General features: G+C 65.4%; 23 protein-coding genes. 10 read left to right on the top strand and 13 right to left on the bottom strand.

The window, feature by feature from the left end; all coding sequences use genetic code 11:
- Positions 1-27: 27 nt before the first annotated feature.
- Positions 28-2,358 (top strand): alpha-amylase family glycosyl hydrolase, encoded by a 2,331-nt coding sequence (locus tag ACN9MB_RS15040; protein ID WP_426269459.1) that lies wholly within the window; start codon positions 28-30, stop codon positions 2,356-2,358.
- A gap of 143 nt (positions 2,359-2,501) precedes the next feature.
- Positions 2,502-4,232, top strand: a complete 1,731-nt coding sequence (gene poxB, locus ACN9MB_RS15035) for a ubiquinone-dependent pyruvate dehydrogenase (RefSeq protein ID WP_426269458.1) — start codon at positions 2,502-2,504, stop codon at positions 4,230-4,232.
- A gap of 26 nt (positions 4,233-4,258) precedes the next feature.
- On the opposite strand, the gene ACN9MB_RS15030 is transcribed toward poxB, so the two are convergent.
- Entirely contained in the window at positions 4,259-6,439 is a 2,181-nt protein-coding gene (locus ACN9MB_RS15030) for a PAS domain S-box protein (RefSeq protein WP_426269457.1), read from the bottom strand.
- A gap of 272 nt (positions 6,440-6,711) precedes the next feature.
- Entirely contained in the window at positions 6,712-7,542 is an 831-nt protein-coding gene (locus tag ACN9MB_RS15025; protein ID WP_426269456.1) for an alpha/beta fold hydrolase, read from the bottom strand.
- Positions 7,543-8,000: 458 nt separating this feature from the next.
- On the opposite strand from ACN9MB_RS15025, the gene ACN9MB_RS15020 reads away from it, so the two are divergent.
- The gene (locus ACN9MB_RS15020) at positions 8,001-8,240 is read left to right on the top strand and encodes a hypothetical protein (protein WP_204634317.1); all 240 of its coding nucleotides are present in this window, start codon (positions 8,001-8,003) and stop codon (positions 8,238-8,240) included.
- A 137-nt stretch (positions 8,241-8,377) separates the two neighbouring features.
- Here ACN9MB_RS15020 and ACN9MB_RS15015 read toward each other — a convergent pair whose 3' ends face one another.
- Positions 8,378-8,536, bottom strand: a complete 159-nt coding sequence (locus ACN9MB_RS15015; protein ID WP_204634318.1) for a hypothetical protein — start codon at positions 8,534-8,536, stop codon at positions 8,378-8,380.
- A gap of 288 nt (positions 8,537-8,824) precedes the next feature.
- Here ACN9MB_RS15015 and ACN9MB_RS15010 point away from each other — a divergent pair, with 288 nt between their 5' ends.
- Positions 8,825-10,024, top strand: a complete 1,200-nt coding sequence (locus ACN9MB_RS15010) for an aminotransferase class V-fold PLP-dependent enzyme (protein ID WP_426269455.1) — start codon at positions 8,825-8,827, stop codon at positions 10,022-10,024.
- A gap of 21 nt (positions 10,025-10,045) precedes the next feature.
- Here ACN9MB_RS15010 and ACN9MB_RS15005 read toward each other — a convergent pair whose 3' ends face one another.
- The 10 genes from ACN9MB_RS15005 to ACN9MB_RS14960 form a co-directional block, all read right to left on the bottom strand.
- On the bottom strand, positions 10,046-10,840 hold the full coding sequence (locus ACN9MB_RS15005) for an SDR family NAD(P)-dependent oxidoreductase (protein ID WP_204634320.1): 795 nt from the start codon (positions 10,838-10,840) through the stop codon (positions 10,046-10,048).
- Between the two features lie 93 nt (positions 10,841-10,933).
- Positions 10,934-11,140 (bottom strand): dodecin, encoded by a 207-nt coding sequence (locus tag ACN9MB_RS15000; RefSeq protein WP_204634321.1) that lies wholly within the window; start codon positions 11,138-11,140, stop codon positions 10,934-10,936.
- Positions 11,141-11,244: 104 nt separating this feature from the next.
- Positions 11,245-12,165, bottom strand: coding sequence for a GTP cyclohydrolase FolE2 (gene folE2 / locus ACN9MB_RS14995; RefSeq protein WP_426269454.1), 921 nt, complete (start codon positions 12,163-12,165; stop codon positions 11,245-11,247).
- Between the two features lie 38 nt (positions 12,166-12,203).
- On the bottom strand, positions 12,204-13,514 hold the full coding sequence (locus tag ACN9MB_RS14990) for a S8 family serine peptidase (RefSeq protein WP_426269453.1): 1,311 nt from the start codon (positions 13,512-13,514) through the stop codon (positions 12,204-12,206).
- A 10-nt stretch (positions 13,515-13,524) separates the two neighbouring features.
- Positions 13,525-14,166: a zf-HC2 domain-containing protein gene (locus ACN9MB_RS14985; protein ID WP_426269452.1), complete on the bottom strand. Its 642-nt coding sequence runs from the start codon at positions 14,164-14,166 to the stop codon at positions 13,525-13,527.
- Positions 14,163-14,747 carry an RNA polymerase sigma factor gene (locus ACN9MB_RS14980; RefSeq protein ID WP_204634325.1) on the bottom strand — a complete coding sequence of 195 codons (585 nt, stop codon included), beginning with the start codon at positions 14,745-14,747 and terminating at the stop codon, positions 14,163-14,165. Before ACN9MB_RS14980 ends, ACN9MB_RS14985 begins: the two co-directional genes overlap by 4 nt.
- Positions 14,748-14,813: 66 nt before the next feature.
- Positions 14,814-15,572 carry a TorF family putative porin gene (locus ACN9MB_RS14975; protein WP_426269451.1) on the bottom strand — a complete coding sequence of 253 codons (759 nt, stop codon included), beginning with the start codon at positions 15,570-15,572 and terminating at the stop codon, positions 14,814-14,816.
- 175 nt (positions 15,573-15,747) lie between these two features.
- Positions 15,748-16,104: a c-type cytochrome gene (locus ACN9MB_RS14970; RefSeq protein ID WP_426271927.1), complete on the bottom strand. Its 357-nt coding sequence runs from the start codon at positions 16,102-16,104 to the stop codon at positions 15,748-15,750.
- A 61-nt stretch (positions 16,105-16,165) separates the two neighbouring features.
- Entirely contained in the window at positions 16,166-17,500 is a 1,335-nt protein-coding gene (locus tag ACN9MB_RS14965) for a cytochrome C (RefSeq protein WP_204634327.1), read from the bottom strand.
- A 47-nt stretch (positions 17,501-17,547) separates the two neighbouring features.
- Positions 17,548-18,165 (bottom strand): cytochrome b, encoded by a 618-nt coding sequence (locus tag ACN9MB_RS14960; protein ID WP_204634328.1) that lies wholly within the window; start codon positions 18,163-18,165, stop codon positions 17,548-17,550.
- 222 nt (positions 18,166-18,387) lie between these two features.
- Here ACN9MB_RS14960 and ACN9MB_RS14955 point away from each other — a divergent pair, with 222 nt between their 5' ends.
- The 6 genes from ACN9MB_RS14955 to ACN9MB_RS14930 are packed head-to-tail and all read left to right on the top strand — an operon-like array spanning position 18,388 to position 23,709.
- Positions 18,388-18,825 carry a sugar 3,4-ketoisomerase gene (locus tag ACN9MB_RS14955; protein ID WP_204634329.1) on the top strand — a complete coding sequence of 146 codons (438 nt, stop codon included), beginning with the start codon at positions 18,388-18,390 and terminating at the stop codon, positions 18,823-18,825.
- Positions 18,810-19,475 carry an acetyltransferase gene (locus ACN9MB_RS14950; protein WP_426269450.1) on the top strand — a complete coding sequence of 222 codons (666 nt, stop codon included), beginning with the start codon at positions 18,810-18,812 and terminating at the stop codon, positions 19,473-19,475. The genes ACN9MB_RS14955 and ACN9MB_RS14950 overlap by 16 nt, the downstream gene beginning before the upstream one ends.
- Before the next feature lie 5 nt (positions 19,476-19,480).
- On the top strand, positions 19,481-20,425 hold the full coding sequence (locus tag ACN9MB_RS14945) for a hypothetical protein (protein ID WP_426269449.1): 945 nt from the start codon (positions 19,481-19,483) through the stop codon (positions 20,423-20,425).
- Positions 20,418-21,350 (top strand): GNAT family N-acetyltransferase, encoded by a 933-nt coding sequence (locus ACN9MB_RS14940; protein WP_426269448.1) that lies wholly within the window; start codon positions 20,418-20,420, stop codon positions 21,348-21,350. The genes ACN9MB_RS14945 and ACN9MB_RS14940 overlap by 8 nt, the downstream gene beginning before the upstream one ends.
- Positions 21,350-22,462 (top strand): DegT/DnrJ/EryC1/StrS family aminotransferase, encoded by a 1,113-nt coding sequence (locus tag ACN9MB_RS14935; protein WP_426269447.1) that lies wholly within the window; start codon positions 21,350-21,352, stop codon positions 22,460-22,462. Before ACN9MB_RS14940 ends, ACN9MB_RS14935 begins: the two co-directional genes overlap by 1 nt.
- Positions 22,459-23,709, top strand: coding sequence for an O-antigen translocase (locus tag ACN9MB_RS14930; RefSeq protein WP_204634334.1), 1,251 nt, complete (start codon positions 22,459-22,461; stop codon positions 23,707-23,709). The genes ACN9MB_RS14935 and ACN9MB_RS14930 overlap by 4 nt, the downstream gene beginning before the upstream one ends.
- The last annotated feature ends 2 nt before the right edge of the window (positions 23,710-23,711 follow it).

Genomic DNA, 23,711 nt, shown 5'->3' with positions numbered 1-23,711 from the left:
TCAACGAAGCAGAATGGAGGCTTACCCATGAAGTGCTCGAAGATTCTCGCCGCGCTGCTGGCCTGCGCGGCGCTCAGCGGCGTGCCCGCGACACCGGCCCAGGCGGCCATCAACAGCATGAGTCTGGGCGCGAGCTACAACGCGGCGCAGACCAGCATCACCTTCCGCGTCTATTCCTCCACCGCCACGCGCCTCGTGCTGTATTTGTATTCGGCCGGCTACGGCGTGCAGGAGTCGGCTACGTATCCGCTCAGCTCGGTGGGGAGCGGCGTATGGGCGGTGACTGTGCCGGTGTCGTCGATCCAGGCGGCAGGCATCACCGGTTCGGTCTATTACGGCTATCGCGCCTGGGGACCGAACTGGCCGTACAACAGCAGCTGGGGCAAGGGTTCGCAGGCCGGTTTTGTTTCGGACGTCGATACCAGCGGCAATCGTTTCAATCCGAACAAGCTGCTGCTCGATCCGTATGCGCAGGAAGTGAGCCAGGACCCGCAGAACCCGTCGAACCAGAACGGCAACGTGTTCGCCTCCGGCGCCAGTTACCGCACCACCGACAGCGGCATCTATGCGCCCAAGGGGGTGGTGCTGGCACCCCTCACACAGAGCACCGGCAGCAAGCCCACGCGGGCGCAGAAAGACGACGTGATCTACGAAGTCCATGTGCGCGGCTTCACCGAGCAGGATACCTCGATCGCCGCGCAGTATCGCGGCACGTACTACGGCGCTGGCCTCAAGGCGAGTTACCTGGCCAGCCTGGGCGTGACGGCGGTGGAATTCCTGCCCGTGCAGGAAACGCAGAACGACGCGAACGACGTCGTGCCCAACTCGGATGCCAACCAGAACTACTGGGGCTACATGACCGAGAACTATTTTTCGCCGGATCGCCGCTACGCCTATAACAAGGCACCCGGCGGCCCCACGGCGGAATTCCGGGCGATGGTGCAGGCGTTCCACAATGCCGGCATCAAGGTCTACATGGACGTGGTCTACAACCACACCGCCGAAGGGGGCACCTGGACGGGCAGCGATCCGACCACGGCAACCATCTACTCGTGGCGCGGCCTGGACAACGGCACCTATTACGAGCTCACCGCCGACCATCAATACTTCTACGACAACACCGGCACCGGCGCGAACTTCAACACGTACAACACGGTGGCGCAGAACCTGATCGTGGATTCGCTGGCCTATTGGGCGAACACGATGGGCGTGGACGGCTTCCGCTTCGATCTCGCCTCGGTGCTGGGCAACAGCTGTCTCAACGGTGCGTACAACGCCTCGGCGCCGAACTGCCCCAACGGCGGCTACAACTTCGATGCGGCGGACAGCAACGTGGCGATCAACCGCATCCTGCGCGAATTCACCGTGCGTCCCGCCGGCGGCGGCAGCGGTCTGGATCTGTTCGCCGAACCGTGGGCGATCAACGGCAACTCCTACCAGCTCGGCGGATTTCCGCAGGGATGGTCGGAGTGGAACGGCTTGTTCCGCGACAGCCTGCGTCAGGCGCAGAACGAACTGGGCAGCATGACCATCCACATCACCCAGGATGCGAACGACTTCTCGGGTTCCTCCAACCTGTTTCAGGCCAACGGACGCGCGCCGTGGAACTCGGTGAACTTCATCGACGTACACGACGGTCTGACCTTGAAGGACGTCTATTCGTGCAACGGCGCTAGCAACAGCCAGGCGTGGCCGTACGGGCCGTCGGATGGCGGCACCAGTACGAACTACAGCTGGGACCAGGGCATGTCCGCAGGCACCGGCACGGCGTTGGACCAGCGTCGCGCTGCCCGCACGGGCATGGCCTTCGAGATGCTCTCGGCGGGCACGCCGCTGATGCAGGGAGGCGATGAACACCTGCGCACGCTCCAGTGCAACAACAATGCGTACAACCTCGACTCCAGCGCGAACTGGCTGAGCAGCAGCTGGACCACTGATCAATCGAACTTCTACACCTTTGCCCAGCGGCTGATCGCCTTCCGCAAGGCGCATCCCGCACTGCGTCCAGCCACCTGGTATACCGGCAGCCAACTGGTGTGGTATCAGCCCAGCGGCGCCGCCGCGGACACCAACTACTGGAACAACACCAGCAACTACGCGCTGGCCTACACCATCAACGGCCCGTCGCTGGGCGACAGCAACTCGATCTACGTCGCCTACAACGGCTGGTCGGGCAGTGTCACTTTCACGCTGCCGGCGCCGCCCACCGGCACGCAGTGGTATCGCGTCACCGACACCTGTAATTGGAACGATGGTGCCAATACGTTCGCCGCTCCTGGCAGCGAGACGCTGATCGGCGGGGCAGGGACCACCTATGGCCAGTGCGGCCAGTCGCTGTTGCTGCTGATCTCCAAATAAGCCGTACCGCGCATCCGCACGGCTCAGCCGAGTCGTGCGGATGCGAATCTGGCCAGTACCGGCTGACATGGTTGTCACATCGGCGAGGCGATACTCGTTGGAATCGCGTGCGGCGCATGTCTTCCATCGAAGGGGCCTGGGTTATGGCACATACGAAAGTGGCTGATGTCGTTACGGAAACGCTGCATGTCGCGGGCGTGCGCCGGATCTACGGCGTGGTGGGGGACAGCCTCAATGGCATCACCGAGTCGTTGCGCGAGCGCGGCGACATCGACTGGATTCATATGCGCCACGAGGAGGCTGCGGCGTTCGCTGCCGGGGCCGAGGCGCATCTGACGGGGGAGCTGGCGGTGTGCGCAGGAAGCTGCGGCCCCGGCAACCTGCATCTCATCAATGGACTGTTCGATTGCCACCGCTCGCGCGTGCCGGTGCTGGCGATTGCGGCGCAGATTCCCAGCGCGGAAATCGGTCGCGGTTATTTCCAGGAGACGCATCCGGAATCGCTGTTCCGCGAGTGCAGCCATTACTGCGAACTGGTCTCCACGCCCGAACAATTGCCGGCCGTGCTCGAGAGCGCCATGCGCGCGGCGATCGGCCTGCGCGGGGTGGCGGTGGTGGTCATCCCCGGCGATGTGGCCCTGCTCGAACTGGAGGCGAAGCCGTCGGCCGGTGGTTCGATCGCACTTCGCGCGCCGGTGGTGCGTCCTGCGGACGAGGACATCGTGGCGCTGGCGCAACTGCTCAACGATGGCAAGAAGATCACTCTGCTGTGCGGCCGTGGCTGCGCCGGTGCGCACGATGCGGTGGTGAAGCTGGCCGGGACGCTGCAGGCGCCCATCGTGCACGCCTTTGGCGGCAAGGAATACCTGGAATACGACAACCCTTACGACGTCGGCATGACCGGCCTGATCGGTTTCAGTTCCGGCTATCACGCGATGTTGAACTGCGACACCCTGCTGATGCTCGGCACCGGCTTTCCGTATCGGCAGTTCTATCCCACCGAAGCGAAGATCGCGCAGGTGGATCTGCGCGCCGACAGCCTGGGCCGCCACGCGCGCCTGGACCTGGGCATGGTGGGCGATGTAGCCGCCACCATCGAGGCGTTGCTGCCGTCATTGAAGCCGAAGCAGGACACGAGCTATCTCGATACCTGCGTTGCGCATTACCGCAAGGCGCGCGAGGGACTCGACGAACTGGCGACCGGCCATCCGGGCCGCAAGCCGATCCATCCCCAGTACCTGGCCAGGCTGGTGAGCGAAGCGGCGTCGGACGATGCCGTCTTCACCTTCGACGTGGGCACGCCGTCGATATGGGCCGCGCGCTACCTGCGCATGAACGGCAAACGCCGGCTGGTCGGTTCGCTGGTGCATGGCTCGATGGCGAACGCGATGCCGCAGGCGATCGGTGCGCAGGCCGCCTATCCGAAGCGGCAGATCATCAGTCTCTCCGGCGACGGCGGCTTCACCATGTTGATGGGCGACTTCCTCACCCTGGTGCAGCACAAGCTGCCGGTGAAGGTGGTGGTGTTCAACAACCACACGCTGGGTTTCGTGGCGCTGGAAATGAAGGCGGGCGGTTTTCTGGAAACCGGCACCTCGCTGGTGAATCCGGATTTCGCCGCCATGGCGCGTGCGGTGGGGGTGCATGCGATCCGGGTGGAAGATCCGGCGGATCTCGCTGCCGCCATCAAGGACATCCTCGCTCATGATGGCCCGGCCTTGCTCGACGTGGTGACCAATACGCAGGAACTGGCGGTGCCGCCCAATATCACGCTGGAACAGGTCAAGGGTTTCGGGCTGTGGGCATTGCGCACCGTCATCAACGGACGCGGCGATGAGCTGATCGAGTTGGCCAAGACCAACCTGTTCCGCTGAGCGAGAGGCGAGGGCGCTGCCGCGATTCAGCGCCCCTGGTAGCCGCGCTCCCGCCGCACGCGATAGAGCTGGTTGTCCGCGCTGGCCAATGCGGCATCGAGCGGCGTGTCGCGCAAGCGGATGGCGTGGCCCATGGTGAAGCGGATGGGGGCGCTGGCGCGCGCGGCCTCCAGGCGTCGGATGATCGCCGCGGTTTCCTGTTCGCCCGCGTTGGGCAGCAGGATCACGAATTCGTCGCCGCCGGAGCGGATCACGATGTCGTTCGGGCGCACATGCATGGTGAGGAAGTGGCCCATCGCCACCAGTACTTCGTCGCCCCGCTGATGACCATGGGTATCGTTGACCGACTTGAAGTTTTCCAGGTCGATCATGATGCAACCCCAGCGTTCGTCGCGCTCGAGCTTGTCGGCGATCTGGCTCAGGTAGCGGCGATTGAACAGGCCGGTGAGCGAATCGCGCACGCTCCATTCGCGCAGCTGGCTTTCGTGGCGCATGCGCTCGGTGACGTCGAGTGCGTGGCCAAGCACGTAGGGTTCGTCGTTCTCGATGTCCAGCGAGTTGTGGTACTGCCAGGCCAGGCTGCGTCCGTCCTTGGCCTTGATCTGCAACAGGCCGTGCGCCACGCCCCGTGTGGTGACGCGATGGAGATATTCGTCGAACATGCCATGCAGCGCCGGTTCCATCAGCTCCTTGAACGGACGGCCGAGCAGTTCGCCCATCGAATAACCCAGCGATTGCGCCGCCGCGGGATTGACCGAAAGGATGGTGCCGTTGAGATCGTGGGTGCAGATCAATCCCAGGCTTTCCTCGAATAGCTTGCGGAAGCGATGCTCGCTGCGCTGCACCGATTCCACCGCCTGCTTGCGCGCGGTGATGTCCTGGATCGCGCCGATCAGCAGGCAGGGTTTGCCGTGGTCGAATTCGACCGCGCCGGCGGCGCGCACCCAGATGTGGCGACCCTTGGCGGTGATCATCGGCAGTTCGAGATCCCAGCCCTTGCCGTCCTCGATGCCCTTGGTCACCGCTTGCTGGATCTGCTCGCGCGCTTCGGGGGCGTAGTAGTGCACCGCTTCGCTCAGCGTGGGGTGGTGGCCTGCCGGCAGATCGTGGATGGCGCAGGTCTGGTCGGACCAGGTGAGCTGGTTGGTGACCAGGTCCAACTGCCAGCCGCCCACGCCGGCCACGCGGCCGGAGCGATCGAGGAAGGCCTCGCTTTCGTGCAGGCGGCGCTCCATCCGCTTGCGCTCGGACACGTCCACCATGGTGCCGTAGATCCACAGCGGCAGGCCGTCGTCGGTGCGGCTGATCACACGGCCGCGCAGCAGGCCCCACAGCCAGTGCCCGTCCTTGTGCCGCAGACGCGCCTCGCTCTCGAACAGCGGGCGTTCGCCGCGCAGGTGTTCCTGCAGGCGTTCGTCCATCTGCGGCAGGTCGTCGGGATGGGTCAGGCGGCGCTGCGCGCCCTGGATGATGCCGCCTTCGTCTTCGCGGATGTCGCGCCATACGCTCGATGAAAGCAGGTCGAGATCTTCCAGCGCGTAGCCGAGGATGCTGGCCCATTGTTCGTTGAAGCGCATTTCGCCGGTCTGCACGTTCCATTCCCAGGTGCCGGCCTGCGAGGCGTCGAGGATCGCGGCGAGGCGCGTGCGGTCGTCCATCAGCAGGCGGTGCAGCAAGGCTTCGCGGTGCAGCGATTCGCCGCGTTCCAGCGCCGCCTTGCGCTGTTCCAGGGCCTCGGCGGCGGCGCGCGCCAGCTGGCGGAGAATGGCGGCGTGTTCGTCCGGCAGCTGCCGGGGCTGGCGATCGATGACGCACAGCGCACCCATGCGCAGGCCGTCGCTGAGCTTGATCGGTGCACCGGCGTAGAAGCGGATATGCGGGGCGTCGGTGACCAGCGGGTTGTTGGCGAAGCGCGGGTCCATCAATGCGTCCGGCACCACGAAGGGGCGGTCGTCGAGAATGGTGTACGAGCAGAACGCCACGTCGCGCGAGGTTTCCGTGGGGCCATCCAGGCCCACGTTGGACTTGAACCATTGGCGCCGATCGTCGACCAGGGTCATCAGCGCGATCGGCGCACCGGTGAGCAACGAGGCGGCCTTGGTAAGTGCGTCGAACAACGGTTCGGCCTCGGTGTCGAGCACGCCGAGCGAGAGCAGGCGTTCGAGCCGTCGTTCTTCATCGTGTGAGCGTGGAGCCGGCACTGCCATCTGTCTCCCGGGAATCGTGCGCCAGACTATCGGACGATCCTTGTCGAGTCACCGTGGCTCCGGTCACAGGCCGTGCAGAGGGCGCGCTGGCAGCGGGGGCGGTCGACCAGCGCGGTGGAAAGCACGCACCACGGCAACGCCATCGGTATATCGATGGCGATGTGAACGGCGTGAGGAGGGCGTGTGGCCGAAGCATCGGACACCGGCACCGGCAGGCTGCCGGTGCGCCCGGGAAGCAGCCCCCGGAGCGAGCGCAGGGGCTGCCCGGAGGATCAGCTCTTGAAGAACGCCAGCATGTCCTGGTTGATCGCCTCGTGGTGCGTGGTCGGGGCGCCATGAGGGAAACCGGGATAGATCTTCAGCGTCGCGTTCTTCAGCAGTTTCGCCGACAGCACGCCGGCATCCTTGTACGGCACCACCTGGTCGTCGTCGCCATGCAACACCAGGGCGGGCTTGTCGATCTTCTTCAGGTCGTCGGTGAAATCCGTTTCGGAGAACGCCTTGATGCAGTCGTAATGGGCCTTGGTGCCGCCCATCATGCCCTGGCGCCACCAATTGTCGATGATGCCCTGGGAGGGCTTGGCGCCAGGCCGGTTGTATCCGTAGAACGGACCCGAGGCGACGTCGATGTAGAACTGCGCACGGTTGGCCGCGAGCGCGGCACGGAAGCCGTCGAAGACTTCCAGCGGCGTTCCCTCGGGGTTCTGCTTGCTCTTCACCATGACCGGCGGTACCGCGCTGATCAGCACGATCCTGGCCGTGCGCTTCAAGCCGTGCTTGGCCACGTAGCGCACCACTTCGCCGCCGCCGGTGGAATGGCCGACGTGGATGGCATCGTGCAGGTCGAGTTTCTCGGTGAGCGCGGCCAGGTCGTCGGCATAGTGTTCCATGTCGTTGCCGTCTTCGGTCTGGGTGGAGCGGCCATGGCCACGACGATCATGCGCGATCACGCGATAGCCCTGGGCGAGGAAGAACAGCATCTGCACATCCCAGTCGTCGGCGGACAGCGGCCAGCCATGGCTGAACACGATGGGCTGGCCCTTGCCCCAGTCCTTGTAGTAGATCTCGACGCCATCTTTGGTGGTGATCGTGCTGCTGCCCATGTGCTTTCACCTGTTGGTTGTGTTGCGCGGGACGGGAGCCTGGCGCCGGTGACGCCAGCGTGTGGGTTGAAGCGTTCGAGCGGGAACCAGCAAAGCAGACGCGCACGACAACGCGAAGACACGTTGATCTCCCCTGCGCGAATGTCCCTGTGGCTGGTGTTCCGTTTGGATGGCGTGCGTCGCACAGCCAACGCCGGGCGGGTTGTCGGCTGCAAAAAATTCGACGCGGCTGGCACGTGTTTTTGTGGGAGCGCACTGGTGCGCGACAGAAAGTTGGCAGCTCGCGCCGCGATCCGGCTGTCGCGCACCAGTGCGCTCCCACAGAGGGCAAAAGAGTCCTCTTTCACGGGTGAAATCAGCGTCAAGCGCGAAGGCTGCAGGGCGACGCCTGCCGCATGAAATGAAGGAGAAAGGCGACGGTGCCACGGTGCGCGAATCGAAGCAGCGGTGCAACGATCGTGCGTTACTCCAGAGAACAGCTGGCGAGCAGGTTTGCCGAACTCGATGCGGAGTTGATCCGCCTGGCCATGCTCGATGCCCCCGAGGAAAACCTCTGGGCGGCGTTCGAACAACTGGCCCATGTTCCATCCTCGACCATCGAGCCGGCGGATCGCCGCTGGTGGTGGGAGCAGGTCTACACCTTGATGGAACGGCACGGACTGACCGAGCTCACTCGCCGCGCGTCCGGCGGACGCTGAAGTCAGGCGAGAGGGAGTTTCATCGAGCCCCGGGAGATCCCGGGGCTAGTCTTGTGAGGGCGGCCGGGTGAGCGGACCGTCATGTGTTGCGGCAACAGATGCCGCGACGATCAAGAGCGCGTGCAAGCTTCTTTTCCTCAGCCGGCCGGCTGGGCCGTTGCGGCGGCGGGCGCTGCGCTCGCCACGGAGGCGTTGGTGTAAACGGCGGGGGCAGCGATCATGGCGCCCAGGGTCAGCACGCAAACCAGCAGGCAGGCGGCGAACAGGCTGTGCAGCATCAGGTTCTCGAATTTCATGGTCGTACTCCTTGACGGGGTTGGGTGGCTTTCACTGGGTATATGGCAAGGCCCGTGCCAACCTCGCATATCGCTGAAAAGCCGCGCCGTTGAGCCATTTCGGGAAAGTGCTGCGTCGTGCATGCAGTGTCCGCGGACGATGTCCGGACAAGCATCGCGGACTGCGGACACAGCACGCGGACGTTTTCGTGCAGACGGTGTGAATGCGTAACGCGCGGATTCCTCCGGGGCGTGCGCGTAATCCGTTGTGCTAGCGTCGCCATCTTTCCGATGCATGGAATACGCGCAGTGCCGCCCGTTGCCGCTCCCCTGTTGTCTCCCGATCTGTTCGACCTGCCGCCGGAAGTGCTGTGGCTCTCGCACTGCAAGGACGGCGTGCTGCCACGCGCTTCCGCCGAAGCGTTGCGCGCGCTGCTGGGCACCGAGCTGCGGCCGTGGGAGCTGCAGTGGAACGGGGATTTCCTGGACGTGCAGCGCGCATTGCGCGAGGTCGGTGCCACCTTGCTTGGCGTCGATGCGCGGGACATGAGTCTGGTGACGTGCACGTCGAGTGGGCTGGAAGCCGTGGCGCTGGGTTATCCCTGGCAGCACGGCGACGAGGTGCTTATTCCCGTGGGCGAATTCCCCAGCAACCGGCTGCCGTGGCTGGCGCTGGCGAGCAAGGGCGTGAGTTGCACGGAAGTGGCCTTGTGGGACGGCCATGCCGCGCAGCCTGCCGCTGTGCCCGATGCCTCGATCGAACCCGAACAACGTCTGCTGGCGGCGATCACGCCGAGCACGCGGGTGATCGCGGTGTCGTGGGTGCGCTACCAGGATGGCATTCGACTCGACCTGGAAAAGCTCGGGCGCGGCTGTCGCGAGCGCGGCGTGCATCTCGTCGTCGACGGCATCCAGGGTGCGGGCACGATGGCGACCTCGTTCGACGGCGTGAGTGCGTTCGCCACCGGTGGACACAAAGGCTTGCTTGGCTTGCAGGGTCAGGGCCTGCTGTGGACCGATCACGCGTTTCGCCAGCAGCTGATTCCGCTGGGCACGTGGTTGTCGGCACCCGATCACTTCTCGCAGGGCGGCACTCAGACCGTCAGCGATGCGTTGTGGGCCGACGACGGACGGCGACTGGAAGCAGGCAGTCCGTCGATTCTCTCGTGCGCGGCATTGGCGTCGTCCATCCGCCTGCTGGTGGATAGCGGCGGCGCGGCGGCGCTGCAATCGCACATCACCGGTTTGCAACGCGCATTGCTGGCGGCGCTGGCCAAGCATCCGGCGTGGGCGGCCGAAGCGCGTCGACTCGATGCGCTGGTGCAGGCGGGCCGGGTCGGTTCGACGTTGTCGTTCGCGCTGCCGGCGGAACGTTGCGCAGAACTTCTGCGCAACGCCGAAGCCCGCGGCATCAGCACCAGCACGCGCGAAGGCTATCTGCGCATCGCGCTGCACGGCTGGCACGCGGCCGGCGATATCGATCGCTGCGTCGCGTGGCTGTTGTCCTGACGCCAGGCGCTGCCGCGCCGCTCAGGCGATCGAACGCACCACGCCGCCATCCACGCGCATGGCCGCGCCGTTGGTGGCCGAGGCTTGTTCGGAAGCGAGATAGACCGACAGGTTGGCCACTTCCTCCACCGTGGCAAGACGCTTGAGCAGTGACGAGGGGCGATGCGTCTGGATGAAATCGCGCTCGACCTGGTCCTGCGAAATGCCCTGGTCCTTGGCGATCTTGGCGAAGAAGTCGCCGACGCCTTCGGAGCGCGTCGGCCCCGGCAGGATGGCATTCACGGTGACGCCGGTGCCGGCAAGCGCTTCGGCCAGGCCGCGCGAGACCGCCAGCTGCGCCGTCTTGGTGGTGCCGTAGTGGATCATTTCGGCGGGAATCTGCAGGCCCGACTCGCTCGACACGAACTGGATGCGACCCCAGCCACGCCTGGCCATGCCCTGGGCGTAATGCCGCGACAGGCGCACGCCGCTCAACACATTCACTTCGAAGAAGCGCATCCAGTCGTCGTCGGGAATCTCGAAGAACGGCTTGGGCTCGAAGATGCCGAGGTTGTTGATCAGGATGTCCGTGTCCGGCACCTGGGCAATCAGCTGGCGTGCGCCTTCCGCGCTGCCCAGGTCGCTTGCCACGCCGGTGAGCCTGGCTTTCGGCACGGCGCTCTTGATCGAGGCGATGGCCTCGTCCACGCGCGCCTGGGTGCGGCCCGTGACGACCACCTGTGCGCCGGTGCCGGCAAGGCCGCTGGCGATGGCCAGGCCGATGCCCGCGGTGGAGCCGGTGACGATGGCCGTGCGGCCGCTGAGATCGATATGCATGCAATGACTCCAGCAGGAAAGTTCGCATCGTGGCACAGCGCGACATGCCTGCTCGCGATGAGCAGGCGCATCGCACAACGATCCACGAGAGGGTTATTCGAGGGTGAAGCCGACTTTCAGCGTCACCTGCCAGTACTCGACTTTGCCGTTATCCACATGACCGCGCGTTTCGATGACGTGGAACCAGCGGATATTGCGCACGGTCTTGGACGCGTGGGCGATGGCGGTGCGGATGGCGTCGTCGCAGCTGGTCTTGGAGGAGCCGGTGAGTTCGATGGACTTGTAGACGTGCTCGGACATGCGAGGGGTCTCCACAGGGGCCATGCCGGGTCGCAGGGCGTCCGCTCAAGTCGATACCCAGGCTCGCCAACAAGGTGTGAAGGCGGTCGTGGAAAGTGTTGCTGCTAGCGCCCCTGCTTGCTCGCAAACGCCACCGCATCGTGCGCATGCAGGCTTTCCTGGTGCTCCAGGCGCACGTGGAAATCGGCGAGGCGGTCGTCGGCATCGAGCGCGCGCTGGATGCGGCGTGCGGCGTCCTCGCAGAACATCAGGTTGCTGCCATTGGCGAGCGCGAAGGCCTGCTCGTCCTCGCGTTTCACCGCCGTCTGCACCGGCGTGCCCAGCGCGGCTTCCACCCGGTCGATCAGGTCGATCACATCCAGCGGTGCATCGTGGGCGAGCCGGGCCGAGACGTGGGCGATGCTGCGCTGCGCGTGCGGCGTGGCCACGATGCCTTGTTCGCTGCCCAGCCAGGCCAGCACCTCGGCGTGCGGCACGCTCGCTGCCGGCGGGAAATCCTCGGCGAAGCGCTGCTGGATCAGCTGGCGCGCGAGCGCGGCGGAGGCGGGGCAGGTGGAGGAATAGACGATGTCGGTCGCCAGTGTCACTGCGAAGCCGTCGTGGCCCAGCGTGGCCTCGATGTTCACCGGATAGCTGCGCCAGCCATGGTGATCGCTGCGCAGCGCCTTGCGCCGCACCAGCTGATCGAAGCGCAGCTGGATGCGCGCGCGGTCGGCCAGCTCGTGATGCGACTGCAGGAAGGCGCGCAGCAGACGCTCCAGCGTGAACGGGCTGAGCGGCGTGGCGCCGAGGTATTCGTCGATCAGCAGGTACAGGCGCGACATGTGGATGCCGCGCCGGTCCGTGCGCACCAGGTTGACGAAGGCATCGATGCGCGCATGCACGGCTTGCGTCGTCCCGTCCCCTGCATCGATGCGCACGGGGGCGACGATGCCCGCCATGCCGACCCAATCCAGGGCGCCGCCAAGATGGGGCTGGACGGCGACGTCGGGGAGGCGGGAGGGAGCTTCGGCGTTTTGCTTCACGGTGGGGATCCGCGATGGTGGGGAAGGGAGCCGGCCCGTCAACGCCGGGTCGAGGCGAGGTTCTTGCGCAGCGCGGTGACCGCCGCAGCGGCATCCACCTGGCGCATGCCGCCCACCGTCTTGCTGGTGCTCAGCAGCAGCTCGCGGATGCTGTGCGCATCGAGTTCCGGCGACAGCGCAAGCAACAACGCAACGATGCCGCTCACGTGAGCGGCAGCCATGGACGAGCCGGAGGTGAAGTCGTAGCCCCCGCCGGGTTGGGTGGTGAGGATGTCGTTGCCCGGCGCGCTGAGCACATCGGGCGGCGCAGGCTTGGCCCCGCTCACCCGCACCACCAGTACGCCGGGCGCACTATCGGGGAATCCTCGCGTGCTGCCGTCGGGCGGCAGCGCGGCCACCACGATGCGCCGCTGCTCGAGCAACTGCATCAGCAGTTTGTTGAGCAACGGATCGGCGGGGCCGCCGAGACTTAGATTGATCACCCGCGCATCGGTATCGAGGATCGCCGCCATCGCCTTGGCCAGCGTGAACGAGTTGCAGCGCGCGCCGGCTTCCACCGTGGTGGGATACCAGCACGCCTTGTAGATGCTGAGGATTGATTTGGGCGCGATGCCCACGATGCCCACGTGGTTGTCGCCGATGGCGCCGATGATGCCGGCCACTTCGGTGCCGTGCGGATCGCGGTTGAAGGCGGGTGGGTCGCTGTCCACTTCGTTGCTGACGTCGTGGATGCGGCCCTGCAGGTCCGGGTGCGCGGTGTCCACGCCGGTGTCGACGATGGCGATGTGCACCGCGTCGCCCTGGCTGGTGTTGTGCGCCAGCGCGGCATCGGTTTCCACGAAGCCGCGCTGCAGGTCGGCGTACGGATCGTTGTACTTGTGCGGGCCGTCGGCGTTCTGCGCGGAATACACGGTGTAATCCTGCAGCGGCTGGGCCAGCGCCACGCGTTCGTCCTTGGCCAGGGCGGCGAGCAGATCCTCGCGGCTCATGCCGGCCGGCGGTTCGAGCACGATGCAGTAGAGGCTCAGCGCCTTGATCGGCCAACCGGTGACTTCACGCCAGCCGTAGTGCTCGCGCATGTTGGCGAGCATGGAGATGGCGCGTTGTCCCGCGCCGTAGTTGGTCGGCGGCGCATAGCCGAGCATGCTGGAACCGGCATGCGTGGGCGGCGGCTCCTGCGGGTTGGCGACGGCAAGCACGATGTCGCGGGCGCTGTTCATGGCGGCCACGTGGTCGCTCGACGTTGCCGACGGCGTGACGGTGGTGCCTTGCTGCGATGCCGGCCGCGAAGGAGCGCACGCACTCAGCACCGTCACGGCCAGCAGTAGCAACAACAGACCCGGTTTCATGGACACGTGTTCACGGGCTGCTGGTGGCCGGTTCGGCGAGGCGGATGCCGTGCGTCGCACGCAGCTGCTGCAGCGTGTCCTGCGTGGCCGGCGCATGCGCCGGCACCACCGTATAGGCACCCACGTCGTTCGGGCCGCCGACCACCTGCAACTGCAGCGAATGCAGCAGCGTGTTCCAGTCGGCCAGTTTCATGTTCGCATCCGGCACCACGTGGATGGCGCCGGGCATGGCCGCCTGCGCCGGATCGCTGAGCGTGCGGTAGGTCTGCGCCGCATCTTCGGACCACAGCTTCACGCCGAGCACGCCGATGCCGAGCGCCTGCACCAGTACCGCGGCGACCAGCGCGCGGGTGAACCAGGTGCCGCTGCGCACGCTGCGCGCATGGCTGGTGGTCTGTTCCGTTTCCGCCGCATCGATGCGACCCAGCAGGCGCTTGAGGCCGACTTCGGGATCGAGCTCGATCTCGGTGGGCAGGGCGAGTGCAAGCCGCAGCTGGCTCTGCTGCGCGAACTCTTCGCGGCAGGCTTCGCAGCGGGCAAGGTGATCGGTAAGCCAGGCGCTCTGCTCCTGCGAGGCGCTGTCCTGCAGCACCCACGGCATCGCTTCCCAGGCTTGGGCACAATCCCTGTCGGTATCCTTCGTCAACTTCATGGCACGCTCTCTTTCTGCGTGAGCTGGTCACCAGCCAAGGCTGGAAGTACGTTTCGTAATTTCACTCGCGCGTGGAACAGCCGCGCCTTCACCGTGCCCACCGGGCATTGCATGATGGCGGCCACGTCGTCCAGCGTGTGGCCCACGCCGTAGACCAGTTCCACCACCACGCGCTGGTCGGCCGACAGCCGTTCCATGCCCTTGCTCAGCCAGTCGCGCAGTTCGCGGTCCTCGCCGGGGTCGTGGGACGGCAGGCGGTCTTCCGGCAGTCCTTCGTCGTCCACCGGCTCGTCGCCACGCTGGCGCAGCGCCTTGAGGCCGCAGCGGTAGGCGATGCCGATGATCCAGGTCGACACGCGCGACTCGCCCTTGAAGCTCTCGGCCTTCTGCCACACGACCCAGAAGCAGTCGTTGATGACTTCCTCGATCAGGTCGGCCCGTCGCGTCAGCCGCGACAGGAACCGGCACAATCGTCCGTGGTAGCTGCGGTACAGCGTCGTCAGCGCGGCACGGTCGCCCGCCGCCATGCGTTGGAGCAGCAGGCGGTCCGTCTCGTCAGCGTCGATATCGGCATCTTTCATGGGTAGGACGCACGCATCAGGTATTGCTACGTAAGTGCCCGATCAGGCCGAAATGGTTGCCGTGGCTTAGAAATCGAACGAAATCGTGGCCACCCAGGGGGAAGCGGCCAGGTTTTCCGCCCGCATGGCGTGGTCGACGATCATCCGGTCGAGCTCCACGTGCCACGGTCCGTGGCCCCAGATCAGGCCCAGGTGGCCGTAGCCATAGGAGTTTACGCGGTCGCCGCCGTGATAGCCGTAACTGCCGCCCTGGCCGTTGGCGTAGCTGCGGTAGTAGGGCACCTGGGTCTGGGCATAGCCGGCGCCGGCGGAAAACGAAAGATTCCACGGCAGCGGCCAGTGGAAGGCCACGTCGGCGGCCCCCCGCAGCCGGTTGCTGGAGCTGCCCGTGGGGTAGATGGCCGATACGCCGAGAGTGAGCACGTCGCGGTAGATCCAGTTGACGCTGCCTTCCGTACGATTGAACGCGCCGCCGCCGCGTCCGGGGTAGTCGTAGTAGACGAGCCCGGCCTGGAATTGCCAGTCCGGCGCGATCCGCCAGTAGCGGGAGGCCTGCACGAAGGCCTCGGCCGGCGGCGAGACGTCGCGCAGCTCGGCGCTGGCCGAGGCGCCGAACGACCAGCCCGAGGGCAGCGCAATCGACACGGCGCCTTGCAGCACGGCGGTGTCCTGGGTGATCGCCAGGCCGCGATCGACCAGCTGCGAACTGAGCGCCACCGTGCCGTTGACCGTGCTCGATTGCGCCTGTGCCGCCCACGGCAGCCCGGCGCCCGTGGCGATGGCCACGAGCGCGATGCGACGACGAAGCTGTCGCGTGAAGGCCATGTCAGTCGTCCACGGCCCTGCGCCGCGGCTTCTGTATCGCCGCGGGCAGAAGAGCCCGGCAACCGCTGGCTAAGAAATCGACCTGCAACATCCGTCCTTTGCGTAAGCCGCGTTGGCGCCGTCCAAGGTTAGTGGCAGGCAAGGGATGGTGTACACGCGAACATGCAACAGGGCGTCAATGGTTCGATTGCAGGTAGCTGATCAGGTCGTCGAGCTGTTTGGCATTGTCCAGGCCCGGATACTTCATCTTGGTGCCCGGGTTGGCTTGTTTTGCAGGCTGCGACAGGTACCAGTGCAGCTTGTCTTCGGTCCACACCCATTTGGCGTTCTTGAGCGCGTCGGAATAGTTGTAGTCGCCGATGCTGCCCGCATTGCGCCCGACGATGCCGAACAGGCTCGGTCCCTTCTTGTTCTTGCCTTCACGGGGACTGTGGCACTCCAAGCATTCCTGCTTGAAGACATCCTTGCCGGCGTCCGCATCGCCGGCCAGCGCGGGCAACGTGCCGGCGCCGTAGAACAACAGTCCTGTCATCAAGGCGCAGTGCGCCGCTCTCCCAAATCGTGTCTTGCTCACTTCGGGGCTCCTGGTTCGGTCAGAACGCAACACTCGCGCTCAAGGTGAATGCATCGAGGTCTTTCGCATTGGTGATCAGCGCACCTACCGGGGCGCCGAAGATGTTCATGCTGGCGCCGTTGAAGCGGGTGTAGCGGTACCAGGTGCCGGCGATCTTCAAGTTCGCCAGCGAGGTGAACGAGTCGTCCTTGCCGAACGGCGTCCAGTACAGGCTGATCATGTTGGCCGTGCTGTCGGGCTTGCCGAATGGCGGATAGCGCACGGGGTCCTGGCTTCCGGTGCTGATCAGGTGCGCTACCTGCAACGCGTAGCTCTGCTTGAAGGTGTACGTCACGCTGAGTGTCTGGTCACGCGCATTGCCCTGCGATTTGGCCGCGATGCCGCCGACCACCGGCGTGCTGCCGTAATCGCGCTGCTCCAGGATGTTGACGTAGCTCACCTGCACGATGTGTTCGCGATTGCCCAGGAACTGGTAGGTGAGGTCGTAACCGAGATCGGTGATGTCGTCGCTGGGCGCATTGCGCGGCAACTGCCGCTTGGTGGTGAGCGCCACCACGCCGGCGGAGAAGAACTGCCGCTTCAGGTCCTTCATGTACGCAAAGCGGAAATAACCGGTGTCGCTGAGACGGCCCGGATCGCTGGCCGGGTTGTAGCCGAGATGGTCGATCATCGAGGTCGGCATGGTGTTGTAGGTGCCGATCTCGCCGTACCAGTCGTTGTCGTAGAGCGCGTACACGCTGCCGCCGATCACGCGGTTGTACAGCGTGTGGGCACTGGACAGGTTCAACAACGTGCCCGAAACGGCCGGCGGCCCCAGGGACGATGCGTACGGCAGGGCGGCGATGGGATCATCGAAGCCCGGACTGTTGTTGATGGCAACGCCGACGGTGGTTTCCTTGCCGGCGATCTTCAGGTCCTTCGCCACGAAACGCAGGTCCAGGTTGCTCAGCTTGGTGTTGTAGTGATCGTCGCCGATGTTCTCCGTCACCACCTTGACGAAGCCGCCCAGGTGATCGCTGATGCGGCCGGCCAGATAGACGTCCGCTTCGCTGAGCTGGGTGGTGCTCTCGCCGCGCTCGGGCACGTTGCGCGAGCCGGTGATCTGCGCGGCCAGCGGGATCTTGGTGCCCTGGCCATCGGTATCGGTATAACCGTTGAGCTTGAAGCGCATGCCGTAGGGCGTGAGCGCCGGACCATAGGCGCCGGCATGGCAATCCGCGCAGGCCGAACCGGTCTGGCGCGCATACGCGGGGATGGCATGCGCGCTGTTGCTGGCGAACATCAACAGCGCAACGAGCAGCAACCAAGGTGCATAGGCGGCGCGCCGCAGGCGCAGGGGCAGAGAGGACGACATAAGAACTCCTTGTCTCGATAGGGTGCGGCTGGCGAAAACTCCGGCACTCATCGGCGGCGACGTCCCGGCAACATCATGCGAAGCGTGCGGTCGCGCAGCACGAAGTGATGCCATAGCGCGGCACCGATGTGCAGCGTGATCAAGGCGAGCAGCACCCAGGCCACGTCCTGGTGCCACACGGTGAGGCTGTCGGCGAGGTCGTCGTCGCTGGCCACCAGGGCGGGCAGCGTGATGCCGAAGAAATGCACCGGCTTGCCCTCGGCGTTGCTGAGCGCCCAGCCCAGCAGTGGCTGCGCCAGCAGCAGGACATACAGCGCCATATGCGTCGTGCCCGCCGCAAGCCGGATCAAGGCCGAGGCGTTGCCTTCGCTGGGCAGCTTGCCCACGCGGAAGCGGAACGCCACGCGGGCAAGAAAAAGCAGCAGCACGAACAGGCCGAAGTGGCGGTGCCCTTCCAGCAGCCACATGCGCAGGCTGCGGCCATCCACTTCATCGCGGGTCAGGATCAGGGCGGCGGCGATGGCCAGGAACAGCGCGGTCAGCCAGTGCATCCACACGAGCGCGCGAGGGCGCGTCGGCGCTTCGTCAGCGGTGTCTGCGGCGACGCCGGGGGGCGGCGTCGTGTCGGCAGTCGTCGTTGGCGGAGTCTCTTTCTGCCATTCCATGTCGGGGCCTCTGAACCTCACCGCGGGTCGTTCAAATCACGCGCTTTCCCGCCGCCTGGACATGCGGGGGCAAGTGACGCACGCGGAATGAAACGAGCTTTGTGGCGGTAAGTGCCCCATGGGCACGGAAAGGTTGTCGCGGGCGGAGACGCAACCTTTAACGATCGGTCAGGCACTCAGTGACAAGAGCCGTCGTCGACACTCTTGAGACCGGATGACCCCATGGAAATCGAACGAGTTCAACTGCAACCACATGGCGATCACGGCGGCATGCTCATCGCATTGGAGCAGGACCGCAACGTACCTTTCGAGATTCGTCGCGTTTATTACATTTTCGCGACGCAGCGCGACGTGCACCGCGGCAAGCATGCGCACCGCCACCTGCACCAGCTGGCGGTGGCCGTGCGCGGCTCGGTCACCTTCCTGCTCGACGATGGCAGCGGCCCGTTCGAGGTGGTGCTGAACGATCCCTCGCAGGGCCTGCTGATGGGCCGCATGGTATGGCGTGAGCTGTACGACTTCAGCGACGACTGCGTGCTGATGGTGCTGGCCGATCACCTCTACGATCCCGCCGATTACATCACCGACTACGATGAATTCCTGCGCGAAACGCGCGGCATCGCCTATGCCACGGAACTGGTCGCATGCCAAAGCGCCTAGTCCTGATCGGCGCGGGGGAGATGGCGCAGATCGCCTGCGAATACTTCGAGCACGACAGTGATTACGAAGTGGCGGGCTTCAGTGTCGAGCAGCAATACCTGACGGATACCACGCTGGCCGACCGGCCGGTGGTGCCGTACGAGGCGCTGGAAACGCATTTTCCGCCCACGGAGTACGAGGCCTTCGTGGCCATTCCGGCCAGCCAGCTCAATCGTCTGCGCACGCGCTTCTACCTGGATGCCAAGCGGCGCGGCTATCGCTTCGCCACCTACGTCAGTTCGCGCGCGTTCGTCTGGCGCAACGCGCGCATCGGCGAAAACAGCTTCATCTTCGAGAACAACGTGATCCAGCCGTTCGTCAGCATCGGCAACAACTGCATCCTGTGGAGCGGCAACCACGTCGGCCACCGCGCGGTGGTGCACGACCATGTGTTCGTGGCTTCGCACGCGGTGATCTCGGGTTTCTGCGAAATCGGCGAGAGCAGTTTCGTCGGCGTCAACACCACCTTCAACGACCACGTGAAAGTGGCCGCCGACAACGTGATCGGTTCCGGTGCGCTGGTGCATCGCGATACCGAGCAAGGCCGCATCTATGTCGGCTCGCCGGCCAAGGCGGTACCGGACCGTTCCAGTTTCGACGTGAGGCTCTGAGCGCCGTGACGGCATGGCGCAAACAAGGCCTGGTATTCGATACCGCGAAGCAGGGCGTGGGCGGATGGATGCGCCATTCCGCCCTGACCCCCACGCCATGGCGACTCGACCGGGACACCATCCGCGTCTATGCCGGTTTTCGCGACGACGACGGAGTAAGCCGCATCGGTTACGTGGATGTGCGGGCGGACGATCCGTCGCAGGTCGTTCGGGTCAGCGAGCAACCCGTGCTCGATGTCGGCCGTGGCGGTTGTTTCGACGACAACGGCATGATCCTCGGCGACGTGGTGCAGGCGCCGGGTGGCTTGCATATGTTCTACGTCGGCTTTCAGCGCGTGGCGCGGGCCAAGTTCCTGGCCTTCACGGGTCTGGCGGTGTCCACCGATGGCGGCGAGCGGTTCGAACGCGTGCAGGAAACACCCATCCTCGACCGGGCGCCGGGCCGCAGCACCATCGCGGCGGTGCACTCGGCGATCTTCCATGGCGGGGAATGGCGCCTGTGGTATGCCGTGGGCGACGACTGGGAAGTCATCGACGGGCGTCCCTTTCCCCGCTACCACATTCGCTGCGTGAGCACGCGCGACCTGTCGGACATACCGCGCGACGATCACGTCTGCCTGCTGCCCCGCGGCAGCGAGTACCGCATCGGCCGGCCGCGCGTGTATCGCGTGGGCGAACGCTACGCGATGTATTTCACTCGCGGCAACGTGACCGGCGAATATTTTCCGGGCGTTGCCTTCAGTGACGACGGCGTCGGCTGGGAGCGCCGCGACGATGCACTGGGGCTGGCCCTGTCCGAAAGCGGCTGGGATTCGCGCACCCTATGCTATCCCGCGCTGATCCGGCGCGGCGACGACGTGCTGATGTTCTACAACGGCAACGACATGGGCCTGGATGGCTTTGGCGTGGCGCTGACGCACGACCCCGTGCTGGGTGGCGTCCATGATTAAGCTGCGGCCCTATCAGGCCTCGGATGCCGCCGCCTGGGATGCCGTGGTGGGACGGTCGAGGAACGGCAATTTCCTGCATCGGCGCGGTTACATGGACTATCACGCCGACCGGTTCACCGACCGCTCGCTGATCGTGGAGCGCGGATCGGAAATCGTCGCGGTCTTTCCGGCGAGCGTCCGCGACACCGTGGTGACCAGCCATGGCGGGCTCACCTATGCCGGCCTGATCGCCACGCACGACCTGCGTGCCGATAACACCCTGGCGGTATTCGAGCTGATGGGCGAGCACTACCGGCAGGCGGGTATCTCGCAAGTGATCTACAAGCCGGTGCCGCATGTGTTTCATGCCTATCCGGCGGAGGAGGATCTGTACGCCTTGCAGCGCGTGGGTGCGCGGCTGCTGCGCCGGGATATTTCGTCCGTGGTGCCCTTGCGGGAGCGCGTGAGTTTCTCGGATGCGCGCCGCCGGGCCGTCCGCCGGGCGGCTGCTGCAGGTGTGCACGTGCGTCGCGGCCACGATCTGGCCAACTACCACGCCTTGCTGGGCGAGGTGCTGCGCCGGCACGAGGCCGTGCCCACGCATAGTCTTGCCGAACTGCAGCTGCTGCAGTCGCGCTTTCCCGGGCAAATCATTTTGCACGAGGCACGGCAGGGCGACACGCTGCTGGCCGGCGTGCTGGTCTACGACTTCGGGCGCACTGTGCATTCGCAATACATCGCCGCCTCGGAAGAGGGCAGGCTCATCGATGCGCTGAGCCTGCTGCTCGGTGAACTGGTCAGCGAAACCTATGCCGACCGAACGTATTTCAGTTTCGGCATCTCCACCGAACAGCAAGGCTCGGTGCTCAACAGCGGGTTGATCGCGCAGAAGGAATCGTTCGGTGCGCGCGCCGTGGTGCACGACTTCTACGAGTGGGTGTTGTAATGGACGTGCCATTCCTCTCGCTCAGGGATGTCAACGCCCGCTACGCCGATGAGCTCAAGGCGGCCGCGTCGCGCGTGATCGATTCCGGCTGGTACGTGATGGGCGAGGAACTGCGTGCGTTCGAGCGCGAGTTCGCCGCCTACTGCGGTGTTGCCCATGCCGTGGGCGTGGGCAACGGCCTGGATGCGCTGTCGCTGATCCTGCGCGGCTACAAGGAGCTGGGCGCGCTGCGCGACGGCGACGAGGTGATCGTTCCCGCCAATACATTCATTGCCACGTTGCTGGCCATCACCGCCAACCAGCTGGTGCCCGTGCTGGTGGAGCCCGATGCTGCCACCTTCAATCTCGACCCGGCACGCGTCGAGGCGGCCATCAGCCCGCGTACGCGGGCGATCATGCCGGTGCACTTGTACGGCCAGTTGGCCGATATGGCCTCACTTTCCACCATCGCCAGGCAGCACCGTCTTCTGGTGATCGAGGATGCAGCGCAGGCGCACGGTGCGGTGGCGGACAGGCGCCGCGCGGGTGCGCTGGGCGATGCGGCCGGTTTCAGTTTCTTTCCGACCAAGAACCTGGGCGCGCTCGGCGACGGCGGTGCCATCGTCACCGACAACGACGAGCTGGCGGCGCGCGTGCTGGCGCTGCGCAACTACGGTTCGGAAGTGAAATACCAGCACCTGTACCAGGGCTGCAATTCGCGCCTGGACGAGATCCAGGCCGCCATGTTGCGGGTGAAGCTGGCGCATCTGGATGACGAAGTGGCCATGCGCCAGGACGTGGCGCGCCGCTATCGCGAAGGTATCCGGAATACGCAGATCCTGCTGCCGCAGGTGACCGGCGAAGCGCGCCATGCGTGGCATCTGTTCGTCGTCCGTTGCCGCGAGCGCGACCGACTCCAGCAGCATCTGCATGCGCACGGCGTGCAGAGCCAGGTACATTACCCGGTGCCGCCGCATCGCCAGCCGGCGTATTCGTCGCTGCACGATCTTCGACTGCCGATCACCGAGCAGTTGCACGACGAAGTGCTGAGCTTGCCGATCGGTCCGGCGATGAGCGCAGCGGCTATCGACCAGGTGATCGATGCCTGCAATGCGTTCGGACACGCGCCATGAACATCGTGCGCGCCGGCTTCTACGCCTCCATCGCCACCGCGGCCAAACTGCTCGCGGGTCTGGTGATACTCAAGCTGGTCGCGTGGATGGCGGGGCCGGAAGGTGTCGGCCGTCTCGGCCAGTTCATGAGCCTGATGTCGGTGCTGGCGGTGTTGGCCGGCGGCGGCATCAGCGCCGGTGTGGTCAAGTACGTGGCCGAATATCGGCACGATCCCCAGCGCCTGTCGCGGCTGCTCTCCGCCGCGCTGTGGTACGCGCTGTGCGCGTCCTGTCTGATCGGCTGCATCGGTTTGTTGCTCAGCGGGCAGATTGCCGGATGGTTGCTGGGCGACGTGCGCTACCAGGGTCTGATCGCCGTGCTTGCCGCCGTGCAGCTCGGCATCGCGCTGGTGAACTACATCCTTTCCGTGATCAACGGCTTCATGGACGTGAAGCGCCTGGCCTTCATCCAGGTGCTCGGTTCGCTGCTCAGTATCGCGCTGGCGCTGGTGCTGGCGCGGTGGCTGAATCTCTATGGTGCTTTGCTTGCGCTGGTGATCGGCCAGTTGCTGGTGCTCGCCGTTGGCCTGCCGGCGTGGTGGCGCAGCCCGTACTTCCAGCGCGGCATGTTGCGCATGCGCTTCGACCGCGAGATGACGCTGCGGCTGGCCGCCTTCTCGGTGATGACGCTGACCTCGGCGCTGCTGCCGCCGCTGGTGAACATCGCGGTGCGCGATCACCTCGCCGCGCAGTTCGGCTGGGAGCAGGTGGGTTACTGGCAGGCGGTGAGCAAGGTGTCGGATGCCTATCTGCTGTTCCTCACCACGGCGATCAACGTGTATTACCTGCCCAAGCTCGCCTCGACGCATGCACGTGCGCCGCTGGTGCTGGAGCTGCGCCAGGCCTATCGCTACATCATGCCGGCGGTGGTGCTGCTGGCGGTGGGCGTGTACGTGTGCCGGGATTGGGTGACGATGCTGCTGTTCAGTGCGGACTTCGCCACCGCCAACAGCCTCTATGCGCCGCAGCTGATCGGCGACGTGGTGAAGATCGCCTCGTTCGTCCTGTCCTACGTGATGCTCGCCAAAGCCATGACGCGCCTGTTCGTCGCCTCCGAAGTGGCCTTCGCGATCAGTTACCTCGTGCTGGTCTACCTGTTTACCGCGCGCTTCGGCCTGGTCGGGACGATGTACGCGTTCTGCGTGAACTACGTGCTCTACCTCGTCTTCAACGTGATCGTGGTACGACGTTACCTGGGGGAGCTATGAGA

Source organism: Dyella kyungheensis (assembly GCF_049913195.1).
Classification (GTDB): Bacteria; Pseudomonadota; Gammaproteobacteria; order Xanthomonadales; family Rhodanobacteraceae; genus Dyella; species Dyella kyungheensis.
The sequence above is the reverse complement of the archived record's forward strand: the minus strand, read 5'-3'. Positions and strand labels throughout refer to the sequence as shown.